Source organism: Dorea phocaeensis (assembly GCF_900240315.1).
Lineage (GTDB): Bacteria > Bacillota > Clostridia > Lachnospirales > Lachnospiraceae > Dorea_B > Dorea_B phocaeensis.
This window is the reverse complement of the sequence record NZ_OEPZ01000002.1, coordinates 285,473-311,611: the sequence shown is the minus strand read 5'-3', so window position 1 is coordinate 311,611 and position 26,139 is coordinate 285,473. Positions and strand designations below refer to the sequence as shown.

Annotated in this window: 24 protein-coding genes and 4 tRNA genes; 25 read left to right on the top strand and 3 right to left on the bottom strand. The window is 42.9% G+C overall.

Translation table 11 applies throughout. The features are described from left to right. Positions 1-6: 6 nt before the first annotated feature. From C0979_RS05470 to C0979_RS05425, 10 genes are all read left to right on the top strand, one after another. Positions 7-80 (top strand) — tRNA-His (locus C0979_RS05470). A gap of 40 nt (positions 81-120) precedes the next feature. Further along, positions 121-192, top strand: a tRNA-Gln gene (locus C0979_RS05465). A gap of 8 nt (positions 193-200) precedes the next feature. Continuing rightward, positions 201-273, top strand: a tRNA-Lys gene (locus tag C0979_RS05460). Between the two features lie 44 nt (positions 274-317). Further along, a tRNA-Leu gene (locus tag C0979_RS05455) sits at positions 318-397 on the top strand. A 109-nt stretch (positions 398-506) separates the two neighbouring features. Further along, positions 507-2,003 (top strand): 4-alpha-glucanotransferase, encoded by a 1,497-nt coding sequence (malQ, locus tag C0979_RS05450; RefSeq protein ID WP_101695053.1) that lies wholly within the window; start codon positions 507-509, stop codon positions 2,001-2,003. A 22-nt stretch (positions 2,004-2,025) separates the two neighbouring features. Then, positions 2,026-2,886, top strand: a complete 861-nt coding sequence (locus C0979_RS05445; protein WP_101695052.1) for a YitT family protein — start codon at positions 2,026-2,028, stop codon at positions 2,884-2,886. 142 nt (positions 2,887-3,028) lie between these two features. Beyond that, positions 3,029-3,586 (top strand): phosphodiesterase, encoded by a 558-nt coding sequence (gene yfcE, locus C0979_RS05440; RefSeq protein ID WP_101695051.1) that lies wholly within the window; start codon positions 3,029-3,031, stop codon positions 3,584-3,586. Next, entirely contained in the window at positions 3,558-4,280 is a 723-nt protein-coding gene (locus C0979_RS05435; RefSeq protein ID WP_101695050.1) for an ABC transporter ATP-binding protein, read from the top strand. The genes yfcE and C0979_RS05435 overlap by 29 nt, the downstream gene beginning before the upstream one ends. 32 nt (positions 4,281-4,312) lie before the next feature. Next, entirely contained in the window at positions 4,313-5,239 is a 927-nt protein-coding gene (locus tag C0979_RS05430; protein WP_101695322.1) for a SufB/SufD family protein, read from the top strand. A gap of 73 nt (positions 5,240-5,312) precedes the next feature. Beyond that, on the top strand, positions 5,313-6,194 hold the full coding sequence (locus C0979_RS05425; protein ID WP_101695049.1) for a DUF2238 domain-containing protein: 882 nt from the start codon (positions 5,313-5,315) through the stop codon (positions 6,192-6,194). On the opposite strand, the gene C0979_RS05420 is transcribed toward C0979_RS05425, so the two are convergent. Next, positions 6,191-6,976, bottom strand: coding sequence for a hypothetical protein (locus tag C0979_RS05420; protein WP_101695048.1), 786 nt, complete (start codon positions 6,974-6,976; stop codon positions 6,191-6,193). The genes C0979_RS05425 and C0979_RS05420 overlap by 4 nt on opposite strands. A gap of 160 nt (positions 6,977-7,136) precedes the next feature. Between C0979_RS05420 and C0979_RS05415 the strand changes: the two genes are divergently transcribed. Then, positions 7,137-7,703, top strand: a complete 567-nt coding sequence (locus tag C0979_RS05415; protein WP_101695047.1) for a glycerol-3-phosphate responsive antiterminator — start codon at positions 7,137-7,139, stop codon at positions 7,701-7,703. 59 nt (positions 7,704-7,762) lie between these two features. On the opposite strand, the gene C0979_RS05410 is transcribed toward C0979_RS05415, so the two are convergent. Beyond that, a complete protein-coding gene (locus C0979_RS05410; RefSeq protein ID WP_101695046.1) occupies positions 7,763-8,203 on the bottom strand; it encodes a hypothetical protein in 441 nt (146 codons plus the stop codon). A 205-nt stretch (positions 8,204-8,408) separates the two neighbouring features. On the opposite strand from C0979_RS05410, the gene tig reads away from it, so the two are divergent. From tig to C0979_RS05395, 3 genes are all read left to right on the top strand, one after another. Then, positions 8,409-9,467 (top strand): trigger factor, encoded by a 1,059-nt coding sequence (gene tig, locus C0979_RS05405; protein ID WP_101695045.1) that lies wholly within the window; start codon positions 8,409-8,411, stop codon positions 9,465-9,467. A gap of 29 nt (positions 9,468-9,496) precedes the next feature. Then, positions 9,497-10,837 (top strand): sodium-dependent transporter, encoded by a 1,341-nt coding sequence (locus C0979_RS05400; protein ID WP_101695044.1) that lies wholly within the window; start codon positions 9,497-9,499, stop codon positions 10,835-10,837. A 127-nt stretch (positions 10,838-10,964) separates the two neighbouring features. Beyond that, complete coding sequence (locus C0979_RS05395) at positions 10,965-12,008, top strand: alcohol dehydrogenase (protein ID WP_101695043.1); 1,044 nt, start codon at positions 10,965-10,967, stop codon at positions 12,006-12,008. Here C0979_RS05395 and C0979_RS05390 read toward each other — a convergent pair. Beyond that, complete coding sequence (locus C0979_RS05390; protein ID WP_101695042.1) at positions 11,992-12,804, bottom strand: MerR family transcriptional regulator; 813 nt, start codon at positions 12,802-12,804, stop codon at positions 11,992-11,994. The genes C0979_RS05395 and C0979_RS05390 overlap by 17 nt on opposite strands. Positions 12,805-12,887: 83 nt before the next feature. Between C0979_RS05390 and C0979_RS05385 the strand changes: the two genes are divergently transcribed. The 11 genes from C0979_RS05385 (at position 12,888) to guaA (ending at position 25,728) form a co-directional block, all read left to right on the top strand. After that, a complete protein-coding gene (locus C0979_RS05385) occupies positions 12,888-13,436 on the top strand; it encodes a GNAT family N-acetyltransferase (RefSeq protein ID WP_101695041.1) in 549 nt (182 codons plus the stop codon). Positions 13,437-13,453: 17 nt separating this feature from the next. After that, positions 13,454-15,178, top strand: coding sequence for an ABC transporter ATP-binding protein (locus tag C0979_RS05380; RefSeq protein WP_101695040.1), 1,725 nt, complete (start codon positions 13,454-13,456; stop codon positions 15,176-15,178). A 1-nt stretch (position 15,179) separates the two neighbouring features. Then, positions 15,180-16,922, top strand: coding sequence for an ABC transporter ATP-binding protein (locus C0979_RS05375; RefSeq protein WP_101695039.1), 1,743 nt, complete (start codon positions 15,180-15,182; stop codon positions 16,920-16,922). 144 nt (positions 16,923-17,066) lie between these two features. Next, positions 17,067-19,097, top strand: a complete 2,031-nt coding sequence (locus C0979_RS05370; protein WP_101695038.1) for an immunoglobulin-like domain-containing protein — start codon at positions 17,067-17,069, stop codon at positions 19,095-19,097. A 194-nt stretch (positions 19,098-19,291) separates the two neighbouring features. Continuing rightward, on the top strand, positions 19,292-19,423 hold the full coding sequence (locus tag C0979_RS12205) for a hypothetical protein (RefSeq protein ID WP_278336532.1): 132 nt from the start codon (positions 19,292-19,294) through the stop codon (positions 19,421-19,423). Continuing rightward, a complete protein-coding gene (locus C0979_RS12425) occupies positions 19,395-19,838 on the top strand; it encodes a CPBP family glutamic-type intramembrane protease (protein WP_101695037.1) in 444 nt (147 codons plus the stop codon). Before C0979_RS12205 ends, C0979_RS12425 begins: the two co-directional genes overlap by 29 nt. A gap of 116 nt (positions 19,839-19,954) precedes the next feature. Further along, positions 19,955-21,934 (top strand): InlB B-repeat-containing protein, encoded by a 1,980-nt coding sequence (locus C0979_RS05360; RefSeq protein ID WP_101695036.1) that lies wholly within the window; start codon positions 19,955-19,957, stop codon positions 21,932-21,934. A gap of 165 nt (positions 21,935-22,099) precedes the next feature. Continuing rightward, positions 22,100-22,357, top strand: a complete 258-nt coding sequence (spoIIID, locus tag C0979_RS05355) for a sporulation transcriptional regulator SpoIIID (protein ID WP_101695035.1) — start codon at positions 22,100-22,102, stop codon at positions 22,355-22,357. 102 nt (positions 22,358-22,459) lie between these two features. Beyond that, entirely contained in the window at positions 22,460-23,641 is a 1,182-nt protein-coding gene (locus C0979_RS05350) for a helix-turn-helix domain-containing protein (RefSeq protein WP_159459853.1), read from the top strand. 90 nt (positions 23,642-23,731) lie between these two features. Continuing rightward, positions 23,732-23,962 carry an HPr family phosphocarrier protein gene (locus C0979_RS05345; RefSeq protein ID WP_101695033.1) on the top strand — a complete coding sequence of 77 codons (231 nt, stop codon included), beginning with the start codon at positions 23,732-23,734 and terminating at the stop codon, positions 23,960-23,962. Positions 23,963-24,180: 218 nt separating this feature from the next. Further along, complete coding sequence (gene guaA / locus C0979_RS05340) at positions 24,181-25,728, top strand: glutamine-hydrolyzing GMP synthase (protein WP_101695032.1); 1,548 nt, start codon at positions 24,181-24,183, stop codon at positions 25,726-25,728. Positions 25,729-26,139: the final 411 nt, after the last annotated feature.

Here is a 26,139-nt window from a genome sequence, read left to right as displayed (position 1 = left end):
TATATGGTGGGTATGGTGCAGTTGGTTAGCGCGCCAGATTGTGGTTCTGGATATCATGGGTTCGAGTCCCATTACCCACCTTTTTTTCTTTCTCATAAAGAATTGGGGAGAGAATATTATTGGGCTATCGCCAAGCGGTAAGGCACAGGACTTTGACTCCTGCATTCGTTGGTTCGAATCCAACTAGCCCAGGTTATTATGGGCGTGTAGCTCAGGTGGTAGAGCACTTGACTTTTAATCAAGTTGTCCGGGGTTCGAATCCCCGCACGCTCACTGAAAAAGAGTTAGAGAAAAGCTTTCTTTGACTCTTTTTCCTTGCGGATGTGGCGGAACTGGCAGACGCGCTAGACTTAGGATCTAGTGGGAGACCGTGCAGGTTCGATTCCTGTCATCCGCAGTAAAAAAAGTCGTAATCTTTGAATAAGATTACGGCTTTTTTCTTTTCCTAGAATACTTTTGCAGTCTGTGCTACAATGGTTAATAATATTGCATAGGAAGGTTGTTACATGAAAGAGTCAGGAATTTTAATGCCAGTCTCTGCACTTCCCTCCCGGACAGGAATCGGGGAGCTGGGTGCACAGACACGAGAATTTTTAAAATTGTTAAGAGAAAATAAAGTGACGATTTGGCAGATTCTGCCGCTAAATCCGGTGGGATATGGGAATTCCCCCTATCAGCCGTATTCGTCATTTGCAGGAGACCCCGTTTATATCAGTCTGGATGATATGTATGAAGAAGGACTTCTTTTGGAACGGCCGCCGGCGCTAAGACAGAATGCCAAAACGGTAGATTATGAAGGAGTAAGAAGCTGGAAGGAAGAATATCTAAGAAGCGCTTTTTTGAAGTTCTCGTCCAATGCGGATGCAGAGCAGAAAGATACCGGATATCAGGAGTTTGAGAAGCAGAAATGGGTGCATAACTATGGCGTATTCCAGGCATTTCGGAAAAAGAACGGCGGTCTTTGCTGGAATGAATGGACGGAAGAAGAGAGAAATTGGCCGGAAAATCAATATCCCCTTTCAGATGAACTTGAAGAGGAAGCAAGGTATCAGATCTTTGTTCAGTATCTTTTCCATCATCAGTGGATGAAGATTAAGCGTACGGCAAATGATCTGGGGATTCGTATTATGGGTGACGTGCCATTTTACGTGGGATTGGATTCGGCAGACGTATGGGCGGGAAAGGATAACTTTCTGCTTGATACAGACGGAAGACCCGTCTTTATTGCCGGAGTTCCGCCGGATTATTTCAGTAAAACGGGGCAGCGCTGGGGAAATCCAATCTACGATTGGGAGAAGCTTCAGAAGGATGACTATAAATTCTGGGTGGAGAGAATCGGATGCAGCAGCCAGATGTTTGATCTGGTTCGCATCGATCATTTCCGGGCGTTTGATACATTTTGGAAGATTCCGGCATCTTGTCCGACTGCGATTGAAGGAGAATGGGTGGAAGCGCCGGGATATGAGGTGATGGATACATTGTATGAGAAGATTCCGGGAATCCAGCTGGTGGCAGAGGATTTGGGACTGCTTCGTCCGGAAGTTTTAACGCTTCGGGATCACTATCATCTGAAAGGAATGAAAATTCTGGTGTTTTCGATTGATACAGATGGAAAATACGCTTATGATCGGGAAGAAGATCGGGAAAATATGATTTTCTATACGGGAACACACGATAATGATACGCTGCGTCAGTGGTATGAGGGGCTGACATGTCCGGGCAGGCGTAAGGTACGTCGTTTTTTGGCGCGTCAGGGAATTCGTCAGGGGTCTGTGCAGGATCGCCTGCTGGCTTATATCTGGAAAAGCTGTGCCGAATATGTGATTGTGCCAATGGCGGACATTCTAGGACTAGGAAAAGAAGGACATCTGAATACACCGGGAACGGTTGGATCCCCCAACTGGGAATGGCGTATGCCTGATATGGCTAGGTTGAAGTCCGGGCTTTCTAAATACCGCGTCGGTTTAAGCCGGAAAGCATGTAAGGAACCAAAAAGAAGATAGGATTGTAACGGGGGAACAGGTTGTGAAATTCAATGCAAGAGAAAATATTAAGAGAATTCTTGTGGTATGTCTTGCGTCAGTAATTATGGCGCTGAATATTAAATCATTTGTACGGACAGGAGGATTATATCCGGGCGGAGCGACGGGACTGTCGCTTTTAATTCAGCGCGCGGTAGAGATGTTTTTTGATTTGACACTTCCCTATACGCTGATTAACATACTGTTGAATGCGATTCCGATTTGGATTGGCTTTCGGTTTATCGGGAAGAAATTCACACTGTATTCTTGTCTGATGATTGTGCTGACCAGCGTGCTGACGGATATGCTGCCGGGATATGCAATTACTTATGATACTTTGCTGATCAGTATTTTTGGAGGATTGATTAACGGATGCGTGATCAGTCTGTGTCTGATGGTAAATGCGACATCGGGCGGAACGGATTTTATTGCTATTTTTCTGTCGGAGCGCAAAGGAATTGATTCCTGGAATATGGTTTTGGGGCTTAACGTGGTGATTTTAGGAGTGGCAGGTATTCTGTTTGGATGGGACAAAGCTCTGTATTCGATTATTTTTCAATACACTTCCACACAGGTGCTGCACATTTTGTATAAGAAATATCAACAACAGACGCTGTTCGTAGTGACCAATCATGCAAAACGGGTATATGAAGCTATTGCCAGGACGACCAATCACGGCGCAACGATTATTCAGGGAGAAGGATCCTATGAGCATTGTGAGCGCAAGGTGGTCTACTCTGTTGTATCGAGTGCCGAGAGTAAAGATGTGATTCGGGAAATCAAAGACGCAGATCCGGAAGCGTTCGTAAATGTGTTGAAGACAGAGCAACTATCAGGACGTTTTTATCAGCGGCCGAATGAATAGTGTAAAGAGATAAGATGGTTGGCAGAGGGCAGGTTTGGGGAAATCTTGGAAAAACCCCTTTTAAAATCGAACGAGTGCCGATATAATGGAAGATATGCATGCGTGGTGCCAAACGGCATGCGAGGAAAGGAAACATAAGAGAATGAAGATTATGATTGCATCTGACATTCACGGCAGCGCTTATTACTGTCGTCAGCTGTTGGAACAATATAGAAAAGAAAAACCGGACAAGCTTCTGCTGTTAGGAGATATTCTTTATCATGGACCAAGAAATGATCTGCCAAGAGAATATGACCCCAAGCAGGTGATTTCCATGTTGAATGGGATCAAAGAAGAGATTCTGTGTGTGAGAGGAAACTGTGATACCGAGGTGGATCAGATGGTGCTGGAATTTCCGATTCTGGCGGATTATGCGATTCTGTATACCGGAACACGCATGATTTACGCTACGCACGGACATGTGTATCATATGGAGAATCCTCCGATGATGAAGCGGGGAGATATTCTGCTGCACGGACATACCCATGTGCCGGCAAAACAGGAATTTGATGGGAAATATTATCTGAATCCAGGTTCTGTATCCATACCGAAGGAAGAAAGTCCGCATGGATACCTAATGCTGGAAGAGGGAGATTTTACGTGGAAGACGCTGGAAGGAAAGGAATACAATTATGCTGGAAGTAAAGAATTTGACATTTAAGGTTGATGAGAACGGTGTGGAAAGAAGCATTGTTCAGGATATCAGCTTTACGGTAGAAGATGGAGAAATGTTGGTGATTACTGGTCCGAACGGAGGAGGAAAATCTTCGCTTGCTAAGGTGCTGATTGGAATTGAGAAGGCCGATGCAGGGCAGATTGTTCTGGACGGGGAAGATATTACAGAATATGATATTGACCACAGGGCAAATGCAGGTGTAGGATTTGCGTTTCAGCAGCCGCCGCGTTTCAAGGGAATGACGGTGGAGAGGCTTCTGTCTTTGGCGGCAGGAAAGCCGTTGGCAGAGTGTGACTGCTGTGAACTTTTAAGCGGAGTTGGACTTTGCGCGAACGAGTATTTAAAACGTGAGATTGATGGAACGCTTTCTGGTGGCGAGATGAAGCGTCTGGAGATTGCGACGGTACTTGCAAAGCCGCATAAGCTGTGCGTGTTCGATGAGCCGGAGGCGGGCATCGATCTGTGGAGCTTTTCTATGCTGGTGGATCAGTTTGAGAAGATTCACAGCAAGAAGGACCAGAAACTGATTCTGATTTCTCATCAGGAGAAGATTATTAAGATGGCAGATCGCATTATGGTAATTGAAGACGGTAAGATCAGAAGTATTGGCTCCAAAGAAGAAATGGTGCCAAAGCTCTTTGGCGAGAGTTCTGATTGTAAGTGCGCAGGCCGGAAGTAAGAACAAAGATGGAGAAAGAAGGAGAAGGTAAGATGACGGAGTTAGATCATATCACCGAGCAGGTGTTAAAGCAGATAGATGGAGACGGTTTCCGGCAGGAGGGAGCCTACAATCTCCGGCAGAATGGGATTTCCCTCTGCCATGGAGACAGTGAGCATATTAAAATTAAGAGAAAAGAAGGCAAGCAGGGAATCGATGTCTATATTGATGAGAATACAAAAGGAGAATATGTGCATATTCCGGTAGTAGTCAGCACTTCGGGAATCGTGGACGTGGTTTATAATGACTTCTTTATTGCGCCCGGAGCGGAAGTTACGATTGTGGCAGGATGCGGGATTCATAACAGCGGATGTAATGACAGCCGCCATGACGGAATCCATGCGTTCCATGTCGGAAAAGGGGCAAATGTACGTTATGAGGAAAAGCATTATGGAGAAGGGGAAGGAAGCGGATCCAGAATCTTAAATCCGGTAACGAAGATTTATCTGGAGGAGGACGCGGTCTTTACCCTGGATACCGTCCAGATTAAGGGCGTGGATTCTACGATTCGTGAAACGGATGTAGAAATGGGAGAAAACGCAAAACTGTACGTGATGGAGAAGCTGATGACGCATGATAAGCAGGTGGCGGAATCCAACATGGAAGTACAGATGAATGGTGCGGGAAGTTCCGCGCAGATCATATCCAGATCTGTTGCCAAGGGCGAGTCCAGACAGGTATTTCACCCGAAGGCAGTCGGCAGCGCAAAATGTTCCGCTCATGTGCAGTGCGACTCTATTATTATGGATCAGGCAGAGGTGAGCTCCATTCCGGAGATCAATGCCAAACATCTAGATGCGGCAATTATTCACGAAGCAGCCATTGGAAGAATTAACGATGAGCAGCTGGTGAAGTTAAGAACGCTTGGATTGACAGAAGAGGAAGCAGAGGCTGTTATTATCGATAATTTCTTAAATTAGAAATGGTGACTATTGCTCGTTTTTTGCAATCGGGAAACGAATAGAAAACATACAGAGGAAAAGGAATTTTTGCATGAAATTAAAGCTGAAAAAACGAATGAAAGTGATGAAAAAGGCGCTGCATATGGAGCTGAGAGAGCACAAGAGTTCTTTTATCGTCTATGTGGTGCTGCGACTTTTGGTAATCCTGATGATGATCTTGCAGATCTTTAACCGGAATTATGAAAATGTATTTTTATGTATTCTGACATTGATTTTGTTGATCATTCCGAGTTTTATCCAGATTAATTTAAAAATTGAGCTGCCCACCGCGTTGGAGATTACAATATTGCTTTTTATTTTTGCGGCGGAGATTTTAGGAGAAATTCAGGCATATTATCTGAAGTTCCCGTTTTGGGATACGGTGCTGCACACAGTGAATGGCTTTTTGATGGCGGCAATTGGATTTGCGCTGGTAGATATTTTGAACCGAAGTAAGAAGTTTTCGATTCAATTATCACCGGCCTTTGTGGCGATTGTGGCGTTTTGTTTTTCCATGACGATCGGTGTCGTATGGGAATTTTTTGAGTGCGGGATGGATCAGTTATTTGGGCTGGATATGCAGAAGGATACGATTGTACATACAATTAAGTCTGTTATGCTGGATCCGACAAAGAGTAATCGTCCGGTAGGAATCCGGGATATTCAGTCTGTTATGGTAAATGGACAGGATCTGGGATTGGGCGGATATCTAGATATTGGCCTTTTGGATACGATGAAAGATTTGTTCGTCAACTTTATCGGCGCCGTTGTATTTTCGATTCTGGGATATTTCTATGTGAAAAAGCGTGGGAAAGGAATTTTGGCAAAACGCTTTATCCCACGCCTGAAATCCAAAGATGCGGACTTCCTTGAAAAAGCAGAGGAAGAAGAACGCAAGGAAGAACTTCAGGCGAAGGAAACAAGTCAAAATTAGCGGATGAAAAATTTCCGAATCAGGCAGCTGATCACTCCGGCAATACAAAGGCCGATCAGTGCAGTGTGAAGGGAGCCGTACACAATCAGTGCAGCTTTCATACCCTGAAGGGGCTCTGGGGAGGTTGGCACCAGTGGGTTCAGCATCCACGCCAGATAAGAGCATCCTCCAATGAAAATAAAGGAGAAAAGGCCTCGGCCTTTATCAGCAGGGCGGCCCTTGTGGCTGCCTTTTTTGCTGCCGGTCAGAACCAGGAGGAATGCAATCAGCTCGAACAGAAGCAGAAAGAGAGCTACGCCAAAGTAGGCGGCAAGCGTGTAGTTCTTGCCGTTTATCATGGTAAATGCGTTGCCAAGAGCAGAGTGGTTCTGCCAAAAGGCGAGGGCTAATTTGTAAAAAATCAGCGCCATCAGAATTAGTGTTGCGCATCGAAGAAGCAGATTTACCACCTTGTAAATGATTTTCCCACCTGTTTTGGCAGTCTTTGCGACCGGTGAGAGAAGATTGGGAAGTTTCTTGCGTTTCTTTTTCTTGCGTCGTTTGCGTTTGCCAGCTTCAGAGTCTTCGGAGCTTTCTGAATCGTAAGGATCTAATTCGTCCAGACAGGAAAGCGTATCTTCATAGTCGTCCTCGTAGCTGCCTTTGCGAGAGTTCCTGTTGTCGGAATCTTGTCGGTCCGGAATGTCGAAGAGGTCTTCGTCGTAGGTTACTTCAAAATTACCATCGAAAAAATCAAAATCATCGGAATGATCATATGCGTCTTTAATATGTTTTTTAGTCATAATCTTTATACCCTCCTTATGAACGTTCTTTATTCTAGTCCTTTTTCAGGAAGGACTCAATAGGGATCACGAAATGTTCACGAAGACATAAGGTTTTCTTTAGAATTGAAAGAAAAATCTGTTATAATAAAATAAGATAGAAAAAAAGGGAGTGGCGGAAATGAAACCATCTTTTTATCGGATTTTGGAAGATTGTCCGGTGATTGCGGCAGTGAAGGATGATCAGGCTTTGGAGGCAAGCTTTCGGTCGCCTTGCCAGATTATCTTTGTATTATATGGAGATATCTGCAATGTAGGACAGATCGTATCACGGATTAAGGAAGAAGGAAGAGTGGCAATGGTGCATCTGGATTTGATTACGGGTCTGGATGGCAGAGAGATTGCAGTGGATTATATCAAAGAGAAAACCGGGGCGGATGGCATTATCTCTACGAAAACAACGCAGATCCGGTATGCAAAGGAGAAGGGATTGTATGCAATTCATCGATTTTTTGCATTGGATTCCCGGTCACTGGAGAATATCTACAAGCAGAGTATGCCAGGAGGACCGGATTGTATTGAGATTCTGCCGGGGCTGATACCCCGTGTGATTGAGCGGGCGGTGAAAGCGCAGAAGCTTCCTGTGATTGCGGGTGGAATGATTGAAAGTAAAGAAGATGTAATGATGGCGCTAAAAGCCGGAGCGGCAGCGGTGTCTACGACGCAGCAGGAGCTGTGGTTTGTGTAAGAAAAGAGGCTGTCACTTTACGATTTATGAATCGTAAAGCGACAGCCTTTGTGTCCTGCTTATTTTCCTCGTAATCTTGCAAAGAACCCTTTTTTCTTCTGTGGTGTTTCAAGATGTCCACGTAATCCTTTGACATTCATAATGTAGATACCGCTGACGGTGGCTTTTACTTCCTTTTTTACAGGAATCAAAGGGAAGATCTGTGCATCGCACATCAGGGTCATCACTCTTGGACCAACCTTTGCCTTGACAACCGGTACTTTGGAACGGCGCAGATACTTTGGTGTATTATCGATAACGATCTGTGGGAAACCGGCATCGCGCAGTCTCATCTTTCCTTTGTCGATGATCAGCATGGATACGGTCTGTGCTGCCGCGTCTAACTGCTCCTGCTGTGCTGCCTGCTTCTTTTCGGCTTTCTTTCCAAAGAAATATAATGCGATACTCGCAATAATTAGCACTGCTAAGATTACAAGCAATACGATTGTTACTTTACTCACGGTGAACCTCCTAATTTATCCTTTTTCATAGAGTACATTGTACCATTGTTTGTGGATGAGTGCAAGCAATTTGCGGTTTTCAGATCGGTTTTCGTGTAGATATTCCGATAAAAGAATGAAATATATGTGAAACCCCTATGAAAGGACTGGGGAATGTGCTATAACATAATAGTGTTAAAATGATATTATTATGAAGAGGTGCAATATGAAAAAGAGAATGGTAGTGCTGCTGACAGGAGCAATGACAGTGTCTATGTTATTATCCGGATGTGCGGCAAGCAAAGGACTTGAGACGGATGAACTTAAGATTTCCCAGTATAAAGGGGTGGAAGTAGATGAAGTAGAAAAGCCGGAAGAGATCACGGATGAAGATGTGGAGAATGCAGTTACAGCGAATCTGCAGGCAAATGCAGAGGTAAAGGATGTAACCGATCGCCCGGTGCAGGAAGGTGATACGGCAACCATCGATTTTGTAGGAAAGATGGATGGCGTAGAATTTGAAGGGGGATCTGGTACGGATTATCCGCTGACAATCGGATCGGGTCAGTTTATCGAAGGATTTGAAGACAGTGTGATTGGTCACAACATCGGTGATACTTATGACTGGGAAGGAAGCTTTCCAGAGGATTATCAGAATACCGATGTGGCAGGAAAGCCGGTTACATTTACGATTACAGTAAAATCAGTGACGGAACAGGTTCTGCCTGAGTTAAATGATGAATTTGTAAAGAAGGTATCCAAAGAATCGAAGACGGTAAAAGAATATAAAGAAGAAGTGAAAAAATCTCTGGAAAAAGATGCTAAGGCTATGTACGAAGATTCTTTAAGCCAGGAAGTATGGCAGACGGTTCTGGACAATACGGAAGTAACGAAGTATCCGAAGAAGGAGATTGAGAAGATTTCCGGTGATCTGATCGATCAGTATAAATCTGCAGCAGAATTTTACGGAAGCGATTATGAGACGTTTATCCAGGATCAGATGAATACTACGGTAGAAGACTTTGAGAAGCAGGTAGACGAGGCGGCAAAGTCCAGCGTGAAGCAGACGATGGTTACGGAAGCAATCGCAGAGAAAGAAAAGATTAAACTGGACGATAAGACATATAAATCCGAATCAAAGCAGCTGGCAAAGGATTACGGATATGCAGACGTTGACGAATTGAAGAAGGCTGTACCAGAGGAAGATCTGAAGGATATCATTCTGAATAATATGGTAAAAGAATGGCTGACAGATAACTGTGTTCAGGTAAAATCAGAGAAATAGAGAGTGTTACATAGAGAGTTTATAGTGTTATGGGAAAGAGAAAAGAAAAGGGAAGAGATGAATTCCGAACTAGAATGGGATTCATTGTAGCGTGTATTGGTTCGGCTGTAGGAATGGGAAATATCTGGATGTTCCCATACCGGACTGGAAAGTTTGGCGGAGCAGCATTTTTGATTCCGTATTTTATCTTTGTGATACTATTGGGATTTTCCGGTGTGATCGGAGAAATGGCGTTTGGCCGTGGTGTGAAGACAGGACCGCTTGGAGCATTCTCCAAGGCAATGGAGATGCGGTTTGGATCAAAAGGAAAGGTTCCGGGACGATTGATCGGTCTGGTTCCGGTTCTGGGTTCACTGGGAATTGCGATTGGGTATTCGGTTGTTGTCGGCTGGTTTCTGAAGTATTTGTGCAGCGCACTAACCGGAAGCCTTACCAAAGTAGAAGATATGGGCGGCTATTTTGGAGAACTGGCCGTTGATTTTGGAAGTATCGGATGGCAGATGCTGGGTCTGGGAATTACATTTTTAATTATGCTCCTGGGTGTGACGAAGGGAATTGAGAAGATGAATAAGGTTATGATGCCTGTGTTCTTCGTCTTCTTCATTGTATTGATGATCCGCGTGGTGACGCTTCCGGGAGCGGCAGATGGTTATCGCTATCTGTTTGTGCCGCAGTGGGAGCAGCTTGGAAATATCAAGACCTGGGTGTATGCGCTTGGGCAGGCATTTTTCTCCCTGTCTCTGGCAGGATCCGGAACCATTGTATATGGAAGCTATCTGAAGAAGGATATTGACATTGTGGGATGCGCGAAAAATGTGGCGTTTTTTGACACCTGCGCGGCACTTCTAGCAGGAATGGTAGTGATCCCGGCTGTGTTTGCTTTCGGACTGGACGCTGCAAGCGGACCGCCGCTGATGTTTATTACGCTTCCGGTTGTATTCCAGAAGATGCCGTTTGGAGCCGTGTTTGCAGTGATTTTCTTTATTGCAGTACTGTTTGCGGCAATTACGTCCTTGATGAACTTATTTGAGACGCCGATAGAGGCTTTGCAGGAGCAGTTTCATCTGTCTCGCGGGATGGCGGTTGGTATTATCGCAGTGATCTCCGCGGCAGTGGGAATCTTTATTGAGAGTGGTGACGCGGTAGGCATGTGGATGGATGCGGTATCGATCTACATTATTCCACTTGGCGCCCTGCTTGCCGGAATTATGTTCTTCTGGGTGTGCCCAAAGGGTTATGCCAGAGGGCAGGTAGAAGAGGGGCGGGAAAAGCCTCTTGGAAAATGGTTTGAGCCAGTGACGAAGTATGTGTTTGTCGGCATTACGCTGGTGGTGTATGTGCTGGGAATCTTCTTCGGAGGAATTGGATAGAGAATATGAGAGAAAAAGATATCGGGGATGGAAAACCATTTCCGGTATCTTTTTTGTGTGGTGCACTGTAATCAAATGAAATTAGAATTTCTAAAGGGTATAAGCCTTATAAAAGGAGGAAGTCAATATGTTGGCATATACGTATCGGGAACCGGGGAAATTTGTGTTAGAGGAGAAGAAAAAGCCGGAACTTCAAAATCTGCAGGATGCGATTGTAAAGGTAACACTGGCCAGTATCTGCTCCAGTGATATTCATATCAAACACGGAGTTGTTCCAAGAGCGGTTCCGGGGATTACCATTGGACATGAGATGGTGGGAATCGTGGAAAAAGTAGGAAGTGAAGTGACGAGTGTAAAGCCGGGAGATCGTGTTACGGTGAATGTAGAGACATTTTGTGGAGAATGTTTCTTCTGTGAGAATGGATATGTGAATAACTGTACGGATGAAAATGGCGGATGGGCTTTGGGCTGCCGGATCGACGGAGGGCAGGCTGAATATGTTCGAGTGCCCTATGCAGATCAGGGATTGAATCGGATTGCAGATTCAGTGACGAATGAAGAAGCGTTGTTTGTGGGGGATGTTCTTGCAACGGGCTTTTGGGCGGCAAAGATTTCTGAGATTGGACATCAGGATACCGTTGTGATTCTTGGCGGAGGTCCAACGGGAATCTGTACCCTTTTATGTGTGATGTTGAAAAATCCAAAAAGTATTATTTTATGCGAGGTAGATCCAGATCGGATTGCGTTTGTAAAAGAGCATTACCCGGATGTGCTGGTGGTAAATCCCAAAGAAGTGGACGTAGAGAACTTTGTGAGAGAGCATAGTGAGCATGGATGGGCAGATCGCGTTTTGGAAGTAGCAGGGAGTCCGCAGACCTTTGAACTGGCCTGGAAGCTGGCGCGCCAAAATGCGATTGTGACGGTGGTTGCACTCTATGAGGAAGCACAGAGTCTTCCTCTTCCTAGGATGTATGGGAAGAATCTGATCTTTAAGACGGGAGGCGTAGATGGCTGTGACTGTGATGAGATCCTTCGGTTGATCGAAGAGAAAAAGATTGATACAACGCCGCTAATTACCCATGAATTTCCACTGCAGGAGATTGAGAAGGCATATGAGATTTTTGAGAATCGCAAGGAGAAGGTCATCAAGGTGGCTATTCGCTGCATTTGATCGTGATCATGGTAATGTAATCGTTCTGGTCTTCAATAGACATTTCATTTAAGCCTTCCTCGTAAGCGTGACCGTCAAGGGTGAGCCCCTGATGATCGGCGTAGGAAAGAATTGACTGATAGATGTCAGGAAGCTGTCTCCAGCTGCCGATACAAAAGGCACGCAGATATCTTCCGGCTGGCAGAATGAAGTCATAAGTGTCGGAAGAAGGTGGACAATAGGCGAAGAAAGAATCATAACGATTAAAATAATCTTTCTGGATATTATCAACTAAGATGCGGCTTCCAAAATTGTCATAAAGGTGGAAGTGTTTTTTGAGGCGAAGCGAGAATTCGGCCGCAACAGAAAAGTCTTCCTCATCGTATTTTCCGGAAATAGGAGAGGAGAGAACAATTTTTCTTTCGGGAAGAGTACATAATTCAATGGAGCCGTGCTTTGACTGCATTCCAAGTTTTAAGCGCTCTGCTTTTTGCTCTAAAAAAGCCTGCGCAGATAAAAGCTGTTCGATGGATTCGTCGATCAGCTTTTTCTTTTTTGTCATCATCTGAGAAAAAGATTCATCAGAAGGTTTGGTTACATAGTCTTTGATCTCTTCAATGGAAAGACCGATTTTTCGCAGGGTCAGAATCAGCTCTAATTGCGCAAATTGAAAACAGGTATAGTAGTGATATCCATTTTCGCCGATAACTTCCGGGCAGAACAAACCGATATCGTTGTAGTAGTGGAGTGTACGCTTGTTGACACCGGTAAATTTGGCAAATTCTCCGGATGAATATAAATAATTTTTTCGATTCATAAAACACCTCTTGACTGTACAGTTACTGTACATTATATGATACGCCATGGAAAAGGAAAAATCAATTAGAAGAGGAGATTCATATGGAATTCACAGTGATAAAGAAGCATCAGTGGCCGGAAATAAAAGAAATTTATATGGAGGCGTTTCCGAAACGGGAAAGAAAACCATATCTTACACTTCGTCATTCGGTTAGAACGGGAAAAGCTGTACTTATGACGGCGACAGAAGAGCAGAAGCTGTTAGGATTCGTGGTTCTGATTCCCTATAAAAATATGGTTATGGTAGATTACCTGGCAGTGTCGTCTAAAATCCGAAGCAAAGGAACCGGTAGTTATATTATGGAAAATGTATGCAGACAGTATGCGGATAAAAAGATTGTCCTCCTTATTGAGTGTCTGGACGATCAGGCAGATAATCGGGAGCAGCGAATTGCAAGGCGAAAATTTTATATGAAAAATGGATTTACATCTTCGGAAATTTTTATAGAAGGAGCAAGTGGGGAGATGGAGATTCTGAAGTTTGGAGAAAAGATTTCAAAAGAAGAGTATCTTAGTTTGCAGGAATATGCTTTGGGAACATTGTTTTTTAAATTGTCGAAAATCAAAATAACAGAGCGTGCGGCAAGATAGAAAGAGAGGGAAAGGAAATGAAAACTATTTTTTCAAAAGTAAAATTAAAGCCGGGACAGATTGTAAAATTATTTGCACTGGTACTATTGTCTGCGGTAGGCCAGATGCTTCTGCCCTCCTTTTTGGCACAGATGATCAGTCATGGTGTGGCGGCAGGGGACGAACGAGTGATTTGGACATATGCGTTTATCATGGCAGGAGTTACTGTGTTTTCATGTATCATTAGTTTTTTATCCGTTAAAATTGCGTCTTACATTTCTACCGATTTTGCAGCGCAGCTTAGAAATCAGGTGTTTTCTAAGGTGCAGAGTTTTTCTGCGGCAGAAATGGATCGATTTGGCACAGCCAGTCTTGTTACGAGAAGCACTTCGGATATTACGAATGTACAGAACTTTCTGACGCTTCTTCTTAGAGTCGGGCTGCTTGCTCCCATGATGGCGGTGGCAGGCCTTGTGTTCTCGGCGGCGACAGGGGGAGAAGTCAGTTCCGTTCTTTTAGTTGCGATTCCGGTACTCCTTGGAGCGCTGACGATGATTATGGTATTAGCATCTCGTTATTCGATTCGCCTGAGAAAAAAACTGGATCAGATCAACCGCCTGTTTTTGGAGTCGCTGGAAGGCGTTCGTGTGATTCGAGCGTTTAATAAGCAGAAGGTAGAGACGGATCGCTTTGAGGAAGCGAACATGGACTATGCGATGACAGCGATGACGGCAGGTCGTATTACCAGTCTTTTGATGCCTGTTATCAGCGTGATCTTCGGTGTTACTACGGCGGCTGTATTGGGGATGGGAGCCTATTATGTCAACACGGGTGCAATGGAAGTCGGATCTTTGGTGGCTAACAGTCAGTATATCAGTATGGTGCTGACTTCTGTAATGATGCTTTCGCTGGTAATTATGATGTTCCCTACAAGTTATGCCTGCGCAAAACGTATTTCGGAAGTGTTAGAGACGGAAAGCTCCATTCGTGATGGAGGTCTTTCCTTGGAAAACCGGAAGACTCATGCAACGGTAGAATTTCGACATGTGAATTTCGCTTATCCGGGAGCGGATGAGCCGATTTTGAAGGATGTAAGCTTCGTGTCTCGTCCCGGAGAGATCACTGCCATTATAGGCGGAACCGGAAGAGGAAAGTCCAGTATTCTGAAACTCATTCCAAGACTTTATGATCCGATGTTTGGAGAGGTGCTGATCGATGGAGTCAATGCGAAAGAATATCGCACGGAAGATCTTCGGTCTTTGATTGGCTATGTGCCACAGAAAAATGTGCTCTTTTCCGGAGACATTGCGGATAATCTTAATTTTGGAAATGAAAACGGTACGGAAGAAGAGTGGCAAAAGGCGGCAAAGACAGCCTGTGCAGAAGAGTTTATTCTTAAGAAAAAACAAGGGTACCACGATGCAGTCGCGCAGGGCGGCACCAATTTATCCGGTGGTCAAAGACAGCGTATGGCAATTGCCAGAGCAATGATGAAAAAGCCGGAAATCTATGTGTTTGACGACAGCTTTTCAGCTTTGGATATGAAGACAGACCGACAGCTTAGACAAAATTTAAAAGAAAACATTGGAGATGCGACGGTTATTATGGTGGCACAGAGAGTCAGTACAATTATGGATGCAGATCGGATTCTGGTGGTAGATGACGGTCAGATTGTCGGAAACGGAACCCATGGGGAATTACTGAAATCTTGTCCGCTTTATCGTGAAATTGCAGAGATTCAATTGGGAAAGGAGGCTGTTTAGGATGAAGAATACAACAATATTTAAAAGGCTGCTTCGGTATTTGAAAGCATATCGGATGAAAGTGTGTTTGGTATTATTGTCCGCTGTTATCAGTACAGCTTTTATGGTTTTGGCGCCGTTTCTCGTTGGAAAAGTAACGACAACTCTTTTTGAGAGCATCGCGGAGGGGGTATTTTATTGGGAAACGCTGATTTGGCTTTTGGCGGGGCTGGTTGTTCTATACCTGGTTTCACAGCTATTCTCTTTTTTGCAAGGGTTTGGAATGGCGAAGATTACGGCCAATGTTATGCAGACACTGCGCCGTGAAATTGATGAGAAAATGCATCATTTAAAATTAGATTATTATGATACGCATACGCATGGAGATATCTTGAGCGTTATTACAAATGATGTGGATACGATTAACAATACCATCAGTCAGAATCTAACTGCAGTAGTAACGCAGGTTACAACGGCTATTGGCGTATTGGTAATGATGTTGATGATTAGTCCGAAATTATCTTTCATTCCTATTATTATGGTTCCGCTGTCTCTTTTGAGTGCAGCAGGAGTCATGAGGGCGAGTGAAAAATATTATGGGGAACAGCAGGATTTGTTGGGAAAACTGAACGGATATGTAGAAGAAATGTATAATGGACAGTCAGTAGTGCAGACGTTTAATTATCAAGAACGTGCCAAAAGTAGATTTGCCCAGTTGAATGAGGCCCTTAAAACCAGCTCAAGAAAGGCGGAAACCACTGCGGGAGCAATTAGTCCAATTACTACGCTTGTGAATGATTTGGGATACGTTCTGTGCGCTGCGATCGGCTGCCTTTGGGCAATCGCCGGGAAAATTGCGGTTGGAAATGTACAGGCTATGCTGGAGTATACCTGGCGGTTTGCAGAGCCATTTTCTGCAATTGCAGGAATGATAGGAAGCTTCGGAGCTGCGGCAGCTGCGGGAAATCGTATTTTCGGCCTGTTGGATGCAGAAGAAGAAATTCCAGATCGTGAGCAGTGCGTGACTCCAAGTGATCACAGCGGACGAGTAACATTTGAAAATGTAAAATTTGGATATACGCAGGATCACCTTTTGATGAATGGGATTAATCTGACCGTACAGCCAGGACAAAAGGTTGCGGTAGTGGGGCCAACGGGAGCAGGAAAAACAACTTTGATCAATCTATTAATGCGTTTTTATGAGGTGAACGAAGGGGCGATTAAAGTAGATGGTGTTAAAATTACAGATATGTCACGAAAAGAGCTTCGGGATCGATTTGGTATGGTTTTACAGGATACCTGGCTTTTCGAGGGAACCATAGGAGAAAATATCGGATATGCGAAGGAGCATATGAATAAAGAAGAAATTGTAGAGGCGGCACGCTCTGCTTGTGCACATAGTTTTATCAAGACGCTTCCGGGAAGTTACGACATGGTTCTTAGTAAAGGCGCTGAGAATATTTCACAGGGAGAACGTCAGCTTCTAACGATTGCACGGGCAATTGCATCCGATCCGGAAATTATGATTTTGGATGAGGCTACCAGTAACGTCGATACGCATACAGAGGTACTGATTCAAAAAGCCATGGCAGAGCTTATGAAAGGTCGTACGAGCTTTGTGATTGCGCATCGTCTCTCCACAATTCGGGATGCAGACATGATTCTTTATATGGAAGACGGAGATATTAAAGAGGTTGGAAACCATGAAGAATTGATGAGAAAGAACGGGAAGTATGCGGCACTTTATCTGAGTCAGTTTGGATAGTGAAAAATTTAAAATTAGCTTATTGAAATTGAGGGAGAAATAAGAGTATAATTATAAGTAGTATACATTTTTGCTATTAGGATTACTGTGGTTATTCTAATACAGAATGTAAGGCTGATTAATAAAAAGAGAGGGGAGCTTTTGATGAAAAAATTTTTAGGAGTGCTTTTAAGTTTTTCCTTGATGCTGACGATGTTCACAGCAACGGTGTATGCAGAAGAAAATGCAGATGCTGCAAATGCAAAAGAGGTGACGTATGAGGCTAAGATTGGAGAAACCTTCTATGAAACCTTAGGGGAAGCGTTGACGATTGGCGGGGAAGTTCAATTACTAAAAGATGTATCTGTGAATGAAATTATGGAAATCACGAACGATACAACTTTGGATTTGGGAGATTTTACGATTACGGATAATGCGGCAGCAAGACCTTTTGTAGTCCGCGCAGAGAATTTTACAATCAAAGCCAATAATGGCGGTATGGTAATACCAGAATCAAATAAGCAGGCATACGGTTTCGTTGAAGCATATGTTAATAATTTTTCGATTCTAGGCGGTAATTATACAGGAAATACAGATAATGGAAGATTATTTAGAATTAATGCGCCTGAGAGCAGAACCGGGACTATAAATGTCGATGGTATTGTTGTAAATACCAATAATGAAATCATTGGGCATAAGGGAACTTTTGCAAGTTATAGCGGTTCTATTAGAAATTCACAGTTCGATACAGATTTAAGAGCTTTGTATTTTGACATCATTGATACGACGGAAGCAAGTACAATCACAATTGACAATACCAAGGCAGTTGCCGCAAGAGGTCCGGTTATTGAAGTGAGCGGAGGGAATACCGTTTTATCAAACAACGATTGGACCGTAACAGGCGATTATGAAGGAGGATACTCCTGGGCAAGAGCGGCAGTCGGTGTTGGATATGGGGCTAACGTAACAATTCAGAGTGGTAAATATCATGCGGACTCCGACTTTATGAAAGCAAATGAAGGTTATGGCGTCTATATTTATACTTCAGGAGGAACCGTAACTATTGAAGGTGGAAGCTTTGCAGGAACCAAAGCGGCATTAAGAGCTGATGTTGACAAAGGAACTTACAATAATCCGGCAAATATTATCGTTCATAATGGCGAATTTCATGGCGATTTATTAGCGGGAACCAATACGGGAATAGAAAATATTACTGTGAATGGTGGAAGCTTTAATGGCTTAACGGAAGCAACACTTGATAGCAAGAATAATGTACAAATCGAAGGCGGAGTCTTTGATTTAGATGTTATGAATAAGGTTGGCGAAGGGAAAGAAGCCATTGCAGTAACAAAAGATGATAAGACGGACTATTATATTGGAAAAGAAAAAGTGGAAGAGGCTTTGGGAAATGTAACAAACGGGGATAAAGTTGATCTTCTTCAGAATGTTACAGATGTTCAGCTTCCTGATGGTGTAACCGTAGAAAACAAAACCGGAAATGATGTCACAGTAAATGGTGAGATTATCAAAGATAATGAAAGTATTACAATTGATGAAATCCCAACGGTTGAAGTTACATATTCCAATGAAGGAAACTGGACAAATGCTGACGTTACGGTAACCATTAAAGCAAGTGAGCCGATAGAAGATATCCAGGGATGGACAAAGGTTGATGAACAGACCTTTACGAAAGTTTATGCAGATAATGAGCATGAAGATGTCGAAGTAAAAGACAGGACAGGAAATTTGGTTAAGGTTATCGTATCTGTAAAGAATATCGACAAACAGGCGCCGGAAATCAGAGGGGTAAGCGATATTACTTTAGTGCAGGGCGAGAAATTTGATCCGTTGAAAGGAATCTATGCTTATGACTATCAATGTGGTGAGATCAAAGAGATACAAGTGACGCCATCCATTGATACGAACGTTGTTGGAGTTTATAAATTAGAATATTCTGCAAGCGATTTGGCTGGAAATATTACAAAGATGACACGTACAGTTACCGTAAAGCTTAAGGGAGCCGCATCAAATCAAGGTCCGAATTCAGGAAAGCCGAATGCGAATCAGGCAAACACTGGAAAAGGAGCTGTGGCAACAGGTGATCATGCAGATGTGGGCTTGTATGTATCACTGTTAGCGATGAGCGTTTTAGGAATTGTTGTTTTAGCAAGCTGGAAGAAAAAACGTGCTTTATAAATATTCATAAGTAGGTGTTTTAGCAAGGAAGTTGAAACAAGAGATAAAAGGGGGGCTGTCGTACTAAGTGCGACAGCCTCGCGTTTTAAATCGTGAGTACAGGAGAAGATGGATCAGATATCAGAGGGTGCTTACTTTTTTGGAATTTACAAGATACAATAAAAAAAGAGTAGATGGGAGAGGGGAGAAGGAAGATGGGAATGAAATATTTGACTGCTCCAGAAACAAAGTATATTTTAAACACCATGCAAGATGGCGAGATATCTGTAAATAAGACGGGAATGGTTACTTATATCAATGAGGTGGCAGAAAGGCTTGTTGTGTAGTTATGTGTTTTTTTATGCTATGACCAAGATGGTATGGGGAGATTTGTTCCCGAAAGCCCTATATAACTGGATCATTATGCTGATTTCTTTTGTCTTAACTGTTTTTTTATCTTATAGTACATCCAAAAAGTTTAGTTTTACATTTTTTCAGGAAGTGCTGGCAAGAAAGGTTGCACAGGAGACCATGGAAGAAATATTTGTGGGTTCGAGAGGCTCAATCATTGCCATTTTTATATCTTCCATTATGTTTGGGGGGCTGCATTTGCACTATGGCTTCCTCTTTATGGTGGGATGTTCCCTTTACCTTACCGTGTTAGAATTTTATTATCGAAAAAATCGTAATATATGGAACTGTGTTATTTTGCATTTGGTTTTGGGGGAGATGTTTATTGGATTTGGTTTTGCAGCGATTTAAAGAGAAGTGTTTTGAGTTTTAGGGAAATATGAAAGCTTGACTTTCAAAAAAGATGAGAGTAATATAAAATTAGATATAATAAATCGGCCGGAAATAGGAGAAAAGGGGGAATTTTTGTGAGAAAAACAACATGTAAAAAAGTAGGTGTTGCGGCATTGGCATTGGGCCTCTCTTGTTTTTGTGTTTTGAACAATGGGTGTGTAGTGCATGCACAATCTACAGAGAGTAAAATGGAGAAAGTGAGCGAAAATACTTATTCTATTTCAGTGACTTCGTCTCATGGGAGGGTTTCAGCTGTCAGATTTAAAGAAAATGGAGATGTGGAGCAGGTATTGAACGCAGTGCCGGGTGAGAAGCTATATTTAAGATTTGAGGATGTAGATATGTCTTCAGGGCTTGCTTTTTCTAAGTGGGTTGACGATAATGGGAATCTGACAGATTTGACGAATGAAGATAGTTATTATGATTGTAGTTTTACGATGCCCGCCGGTAAAGTAAGTATTCATGCTGAATTGACGGAAAATAGTTCTGTAGTTACCGTAGATAATGGCGGATTAAAGGTTAAATATGGTTCGGATTTTATGGTACTAGAATCATCTACTGTAGCAACTGGAAAAGAAGTTTCATTATATTATAGCGATTCTATGACGCCAAGCAGAAAGGCGTTTAAAGAGTGGTATGTGAAATCTGGAAAGGTAGAATTGAGTGATCCAACTAGTATGGATAACTGTAAATTTATAGTTCCAAGTGAAAACGTGGAAATTGGTGTGATCTATGAGGATGCATATAATATTTCTGTAGAGAATGGATACGCACAATATGAGCTGCCGAATGGAGAGTATATTTGGTTAACGTCCAGAGGTGTGCCGGGAAGACAGATGTACTTGAAGGTAAATCCCTATACAAGACCGGAAGGAATGGCTTTTTCCAAGTGGGTAGTAACAAAAGGTAATGTGAAACTAGATAGTCCATATTCGTCCTATGAATGCCCATTTATCATGCCGAGTGAAGATTTGGAAATTGCAGCAGAGTTTGTTCCCGGACATGCAGTCAGTGTAGAGGGAGGAGTTACAAGTAAAACACTTCCGGATAATCAATTTGATTGGTATATTGATATAGCTGCACCGGGGGATCAAATTTGGGCTTGTTGCGAGGAAGAGTTGATTCCGGAAGGAATGGAGTTTGCAAAATGGGAAGTGGCTAAAGGTAATGTACAGTTGGATACTCCGGAAGATAAAGAGTGCAGCTTTACGATGCCAGAGGAAGAGGTGATCGTTCGCGCGACGTACAAACCTTTTGAGGAGAAGAAGCAAACCGGTTGGCAATCGGATGATAGAGGTCGTTGGTATAACGATGAAAATGGGAATTATGTAACTGGTTGGCAGAAGATTGAAGGTGTGTGGTACTATTTCGCAACAGATGGGTATATGCAGACTGGCTGGCAGAACCTAGGCGGTGCATGGTACTATTTGGCAGCTGATGGAGTGATGCAAACTGGCTGGCTCGATCTAGGCGGAACGTGGTATTATTTGGCTGCAAACGGAGCGATGCAGACTGGTTGGCAATGGATTGGCGGAAGTTGTTATTATTTCTACGGGGATGGACATATGGCCTCTAATACTTGGATAAATGGAAGCTATGTGAATGCATCTGGAGCATGGGTGACAAATCCGGTTTCCAGTGGCTGGCAGTCTAATAGTGTAGGTTGGTGGTACAATAATGCAAGTGGAAATTATGTAACAGGTTGGCAGTATATTGGTGGAGTATGGTATTATTTTGCGGCAGATGGTTACATGCAGACCGGCTGGTTGAATCTAGGCGGAACGTGGTACTATATGGCATCAAGTGGAGCAATGCAGACCGGATGGTTGAATTTAGGCGGAACGTGGTACTACATGGCATCAAGTGGAGTAATGCAGACCGGCTGGTTGAATTTAGGCGGAACGTGGTACTATATGGCATCAAGTGGAGCAATGCAGACCGGGTGGAAATGGATTGGCGGAAGCTGTTACTATTTTTACGGAGATGGGCATATGGCAGCTGATACCTGGATAGATGGAAGCTATGTGAACGCATCTGGAGCGTGGGTACAATAAAATGAGAGAAGAGAAAGGTCGCAGAAATGCGGCCTTTTTTGCTTTATACAATGGATTGGTCGTGAGGAAAGCTGTTTCGATGATTTTTCTCCCAATCCGTCAATCCATACATACTCACAATTTCCCCTGCATACATTGTAAAAACGAACTACGCAGGGGTTATCTATGAAGGACTATATTGAGGAGAGGGCAGTAGAGATCGCATATTATATCATTGAACATAAAGCGACGGTGAGGCAGACGGCGAAGCAGTTTGGAGTGAGTAAAAGTACGATACATAAAGACGTTACAGAACGTCTCTTGCAGATTAATCCGGCGCTTGCGAATCAAGCCAGAAAAGTATTGGATCTTAACAAATCTGAGCGACACATTCGCGGAGGAATGGCGACACGGGAAAAATATCTTCATATAGGACAACGGTAAGAAAAAGGTTGGGAAAACATAGGGTTCCCAACCTTTTTTATGATATGATATAATCATTGCAGATAGATGATGATAGAACCGGAAAGGTTGGAGAGGATAGAGATGGAAGAACATAAAAGTCAATATGAAGAAGAGGGACTGGGAATTGTTTTTTCGTTGAAATATTTATTATTAAATGCAATTACCGGGCAATTAGAAGAAAATGAACAAATTGAAAATATTTTAAAAAGCAGATATGAGATGGAAAAGAAAGAAAAGCTTGCGGTATTCGGAGTCGGTCTGCGGGAAGACTATTGTAAGGCGGCTGAAGTGGTAAACATTATGTTGGAAGATATCAGCAGTCGGAATCAAACATTTCGCTCGTTTGTTGTTTCGTTTCCTTATAAGCAGGCATTTTTGATGGTCATCTATAAAATTGATGATTTGGAGGAAATGCGTACTTATTTTGAACGGAAAGTTGTGCCGATGTTGTGTGGGAAGATCAGAGAAACACTTATTTGTACATGGGGAACTTGCGAGGGGATTTGGGGGATACGAGATGTAATGCTGGAAATGAGCAAAAATGTAGAATGGAATCTCATATTTGGACGAGGCGTGCTGATTAGTCAATCAAAGATTGAAGAGGCAAAAGTGCTGCCGATCCGTTATCCGATCGATTTGGAAAAGAAGATAAGAGAAGCCTTTGTAGAGGTGAATAGAGAGCAGTTTCAACATAATTTGGATCTTTTCCGGGATTATTGTATTAACACTCCATGTAGTCCGGGAGAAATAAAAGAGGCGTGCGTTCGATATTTTTTGACGGCAATCAGTGTGGCGAAAGAATTGGGGCCTTTGAATAAAGCTTATCAAGCCAAGGATGCAATTTTTGCAATTATAGAAGCAATTACTTGGGAAGAAATTGAACGCGTGGCATGGGCATGTTTTGAGCAAATGCTGTCGGATATGCAAAAAGGAAAGGACGAGGTTAGTCTCTTGGTTAGAAAGACGCAGCAATATATTCATGAATATTATAATCAGGGTATTACGCTGGAAGAGATTGCCTCTAGGCTTCACGTATCTGGGGAGTATTTGAGTACGCAATTTAAGAAAGAGACAGGAAAATCATTCACGGAAACAATACGAAAATTTCGAATTGAAAAGATTAAGGAGTTATTGCGAATGTCCACTTTGAAATTGAATCAAATTGCAAAGATGGTAGGTTATTCAGATCCGAAATATATGAGTAAAGTATTCAAAACGGAGGTTGGGATGCGACCAACAGAGTATAGAAAACAGAAAGATTGATTAAAATATTGCCACTTTTCCAAGAAATTTCCACTTTTTTGTCGAAACAAGTGTGTTAAGATAGGAAAGTGTAGAAAAGGAGAGATTTTTATGAACAAGAAGAACGTAGTATTTAGAAACCCTGAGGATGTTCTGGCATTCGTAAAAAAGGTGGAAAAGTATCCTTATAATATGGATATGAAACGCGGAAAATGTATTGTAGACGCAAAATCTCTGTTAGGACTTATGAATCTTGGTTTTCATAGAGAAATTGAGTTGAAAGTATATGAAGACGAATGCGAAGATCTGTGGAAAGAAATTGAAGAATATTTGGCAGCATAAGATATAACTCGAAAAATCAGGCTCCTCAGCGTACAATAGTTACGATGAGGAGTTTTTGTGTTTAAGAATGTGGGAATAAACTGGGCGAAAACAACAGATTTTCTTGCAAATAGAGGGGATCTGTCATATAATAAAATTTGTTTTTACTTTACAGGAAATTCCTATATGGTAATAAAATAGAAGAATCATAAGTAGTAAAATAAAAGGAGGATCATCTTGTGAAAAGAGAATTAGTGATTGTTATTGACTTTGGTGGCCAATATAATCAGCTTGTAGCACGGCGCGTCAGAGAATGCAATGTATACTGTGAGATTTACTCTTACAAAACAGATCTTGAGAAGATCAAGGAAATGAATCCGAAGGGAATTATTCTGACCGGTGGGCCAAATAGCTGCTACGAGGCGGATTCCCCGACCTACCAGAAAGAGCTCTTTGAGTTGGGAATTCCAGTACTGGGGCTCTGCTATGGCGCTCAGTTGATGATGCACGTTCTAGGTGGAAAAGTAGAGAGGGCAGATGTCAGAGAATATGGAAAAACAGAAGTCCTGATTGACAAAACAAGTTCCAAGATTTTCACAGGAGTGTCCGAAAAAGCGATTTGCTGGATGAGTCATTTCGATTATATTTCCGAAGTGGCACCAGAGTTTGAAATTACAGCTCATACGGCAGACTGTCCAACAGCGGCAGCTGAATGTGAAGCACGCAAACTGTATGCAATTCAGTTCCATCCGGAAGTTCTTCACACCGAACAGGGAAAGGATATGTTGTCCAACTTTGTGTTGAACGTTTGCGGATGCGCAGGCGATTGGAGGATGGATTCCTTTGTGGAAGAGTCTATTCGACAGATCAGAGAGAAAGTTGGAAGTGGAAAAGTATTATGTGCGTTATCCGGCGGAGTGGATTCATCTGTGGCAGCAGTGCTTCTTTCCCAGGCTGTTGGAGATCAGCTGACCTGTGTGTTCGTTGATCACGGACTTCTTCGTAAAAATGAAGGCGATGAGGTGGAAGCTGTGTTCGGGTCTGAAGGAAACTATGATCTGAATTTTGTGCGTGTAAATGCACAGCAGAGATTTTACGATAAGCTGGCAGGAGTGGAAGATCCGGAAGCGAAAAGAAAAATTATCGGAGAAGAATTTATTCGTGTATTTGAAGAAGAGGCGAAGAAAATCGGCGCTGTGGATTTCCTTGTACAGGGAACCATTTACCCGGATGTCGTAGAAAGCGGTCTGGGTGGAGAATCTGCGGTAATCAAATCCCATCATAATGTAGGAGGTCTCCCGGACTATGTTGATTTCAAAGAGATCATCGAGCCTCTCCGCGATCTCTTTAAAGATGAAGTGAGAAAAGCCGGACTGGAACTGGGAATTCCGGAGTATCTGGTATTCCGTCAGCCATTCCCAGGACCGGGACTTGGGGTTCGCATTGTGGGAGAAGTGACAGCGGAAAAAGTACGTATCGTCCAGGATGCAGATGCCATTTACCGTGAGGAGATTGCGAATGCGAAAATGGACCGCAGCATCGGTCAGTATTTTGCCGGCCTTACTAATATGAGAAGTGTCGGTGTTATGGGGGATGAGAGAACTTATGATTATGCGGTGGCATTAAGAGCTGTGAATACGGTGGACTTTATGACTGCAGAGGCGGCGGAGATTCCATTTGAAGTACTTCAGAAGGTAATGAGTAGAATTATCAATGAGGTGAAAGGGGTCAATCGAGTATTTTATGATTTGACCAGTAAGCCGCCGGGAACGATTGAATTTGAATAATATATTTATTCCGAGGCACACTCCACTATCCTCTCAAGGGCAAAGTAGAGTAGTCTGAAAAAGAATAGAAATATGAAAAGAACGACCTTAGACAAGGCAGAAAAGCCTTTGTCAGGTCGTTCTTTTCATATTCAAATAATCTTCTGGAAAAGTACAAGAAACCTTATAAACAGGGCATTTCAGGGAGATAATCAGGAAAAAATATCAGAGGTTATCATCAGGAAATAGTCGGGAAAATATCAGATAAAAAACAGGGGCGGAAAAGGGAAGAGAGAATACTCGATTTTGTCCTTTGGAGGATAAATGGAATTGTCCCTTGATATTGAAAAATTGCGGAAAAGCCCATAAATAAAGGCTTTGCGGGGTGTCGAAAAGACCAAATGGAGTGCAAATGGAGTTTGAAAAATATTT

Excerpts from the sequence above, each read along its gene's own strand:
- malQ (WP_101695053.1), top strand. The coding sequence starts at position 507 with ATGAAAGAGTCAGGAATTTTAATGCCAGTCTCTGCACTTCCCTCCCGG.
- yfcE (WP_101695051.1), top strand. The coding sequence starts at position 3,029 with ATGAAGATTATGATTGCATCTGACATTCACGGCAGCGCTTATTACTGT.
- C0979_RS05435 (WP_101695050.1), top strand. The coding sequence starts at position 3,558 with ATGCTGGAAGTAAAGAATTTGACATTTAAGGTTGATGAGAACGGTGTG.
- C0979_RS05430 (WP_101695322.1), top strand. The coding sequence starts at position 4,313 with ATGACGGAGTTAGATCATATCACCGAGCAGGTGTTAAAGCAGATAGAT.
- C0979_RS05425 (WP_101695049.1), top strand. The coding sequence starts at position 5,313 with ATGAAATTAAAGCTGAAAAAACGAATGAAAGTGATGAAAAAGGCGCTG.
- C0979_RS05420 (WP_101695048.1), bottom strand. The coding sequence starts at position 6,976 with ATGACTAAAAAACATATTAAAGACGCATATGATCATTCCGATGATTTT.
- C0979_RS05415 (WP_101695047.1), top strand. The coding sequence starts at position 7,137 with ATGAAACCATCTTTTTATCGGATTTTGGAAGATTGTCCGGTGATTGCG.
- tig (WP_101695045.1), top strand. The coding sequence starts at position 8,409 with ATGAAAAAGAGAATGGTAGTGCTGCTGACAGGAGCAATGACAGTGTCT.
- C0979_RS05400 (WP_101695044.1), top strand. The coding sequence starts at position 9,497 with ATGGGAAAGAGAAAAGAAAAGGGAAGAGATGAATTCCGAACTAGAATG.
- C0979_RS05395 (WP_101695043.1), top strand. The coding sequence starts at position 10,965 with ATGTTGGCATATACGTATCGGGAACCGGGGAAATTTGTGTTAGAGGAG.
- C0979_RS05390 (WP_101695042.1), bottom strand. The coding sequence starts at position 12,804 with ATGAATCGAAAAAATTATTTATATTCATCCGGAGAATTTGCCAAATTT.
- C0979_RS05385 (WP_101695041.1), top strand. The coding sequence starts at position 12,888 with ATGGAATTCACAGTGATAAAGAAGCATCAGTGGCCGGAAATAAAAGAA.
- C0979_RS05380 (WP_101695040.1), top strand. The coding sequence starts at position 13,454 with ATGAAAACTATTTTTTCAAAAGTAAAATTAAAGCCGGGACAGATTGTA.
- C0979_RS05375 (WP_101695039.1), top strand. The coding sequence starts at position 15,180 with ATGAAGAATACAACAATATTTAAAAGGCTGCTTCGGTATTTGAAAGCA.
- C0979_RS05370 (WP_101695038.1), top strand. The coding sequence starts at position 17,067 with ATGAAAAAATTTTTAGGAGTGCTTTTAAGTTTTTCCTTGATGCTGACG.
- C0979_RS12205 (WP_278336532.1), top strand. The coding sequence starts at position 19,292 with ATGGGAATGAAATATTTGACTGCTCCAGAAACAAAGTATATTTTAAAC.
- C0979_RS12425 (WP_101695037.1), top strand. The coding sequence starts at position 19,395 with ATGAGGTGGCAGAAAGGCTTGTTGTGTAGTTATGTGTTTTTTTATGCT.
- spoIIID (WP_101695035.1), top strand. The coding sequence starts at position 22,100 with ATGAAGGACTATATTGAGGAGAGGGCAGTAGAGATCGCATATTATATC.
- C0979_RS05350 (WP_159459853.1), top strand. The coding sequence starts at position 22,460 with ATGGAAGAACATAAAAGTCAATATGAAGAAGAGGGACTGGGAATTGTT.
- C0979_RS05345 (WP_101695033.1), top strand. The coding sequence starts at position 23,732 with ATGAACAAGAAGAACGTAGTATTTAGAAACCCTGAGGATGTTCTGGCA.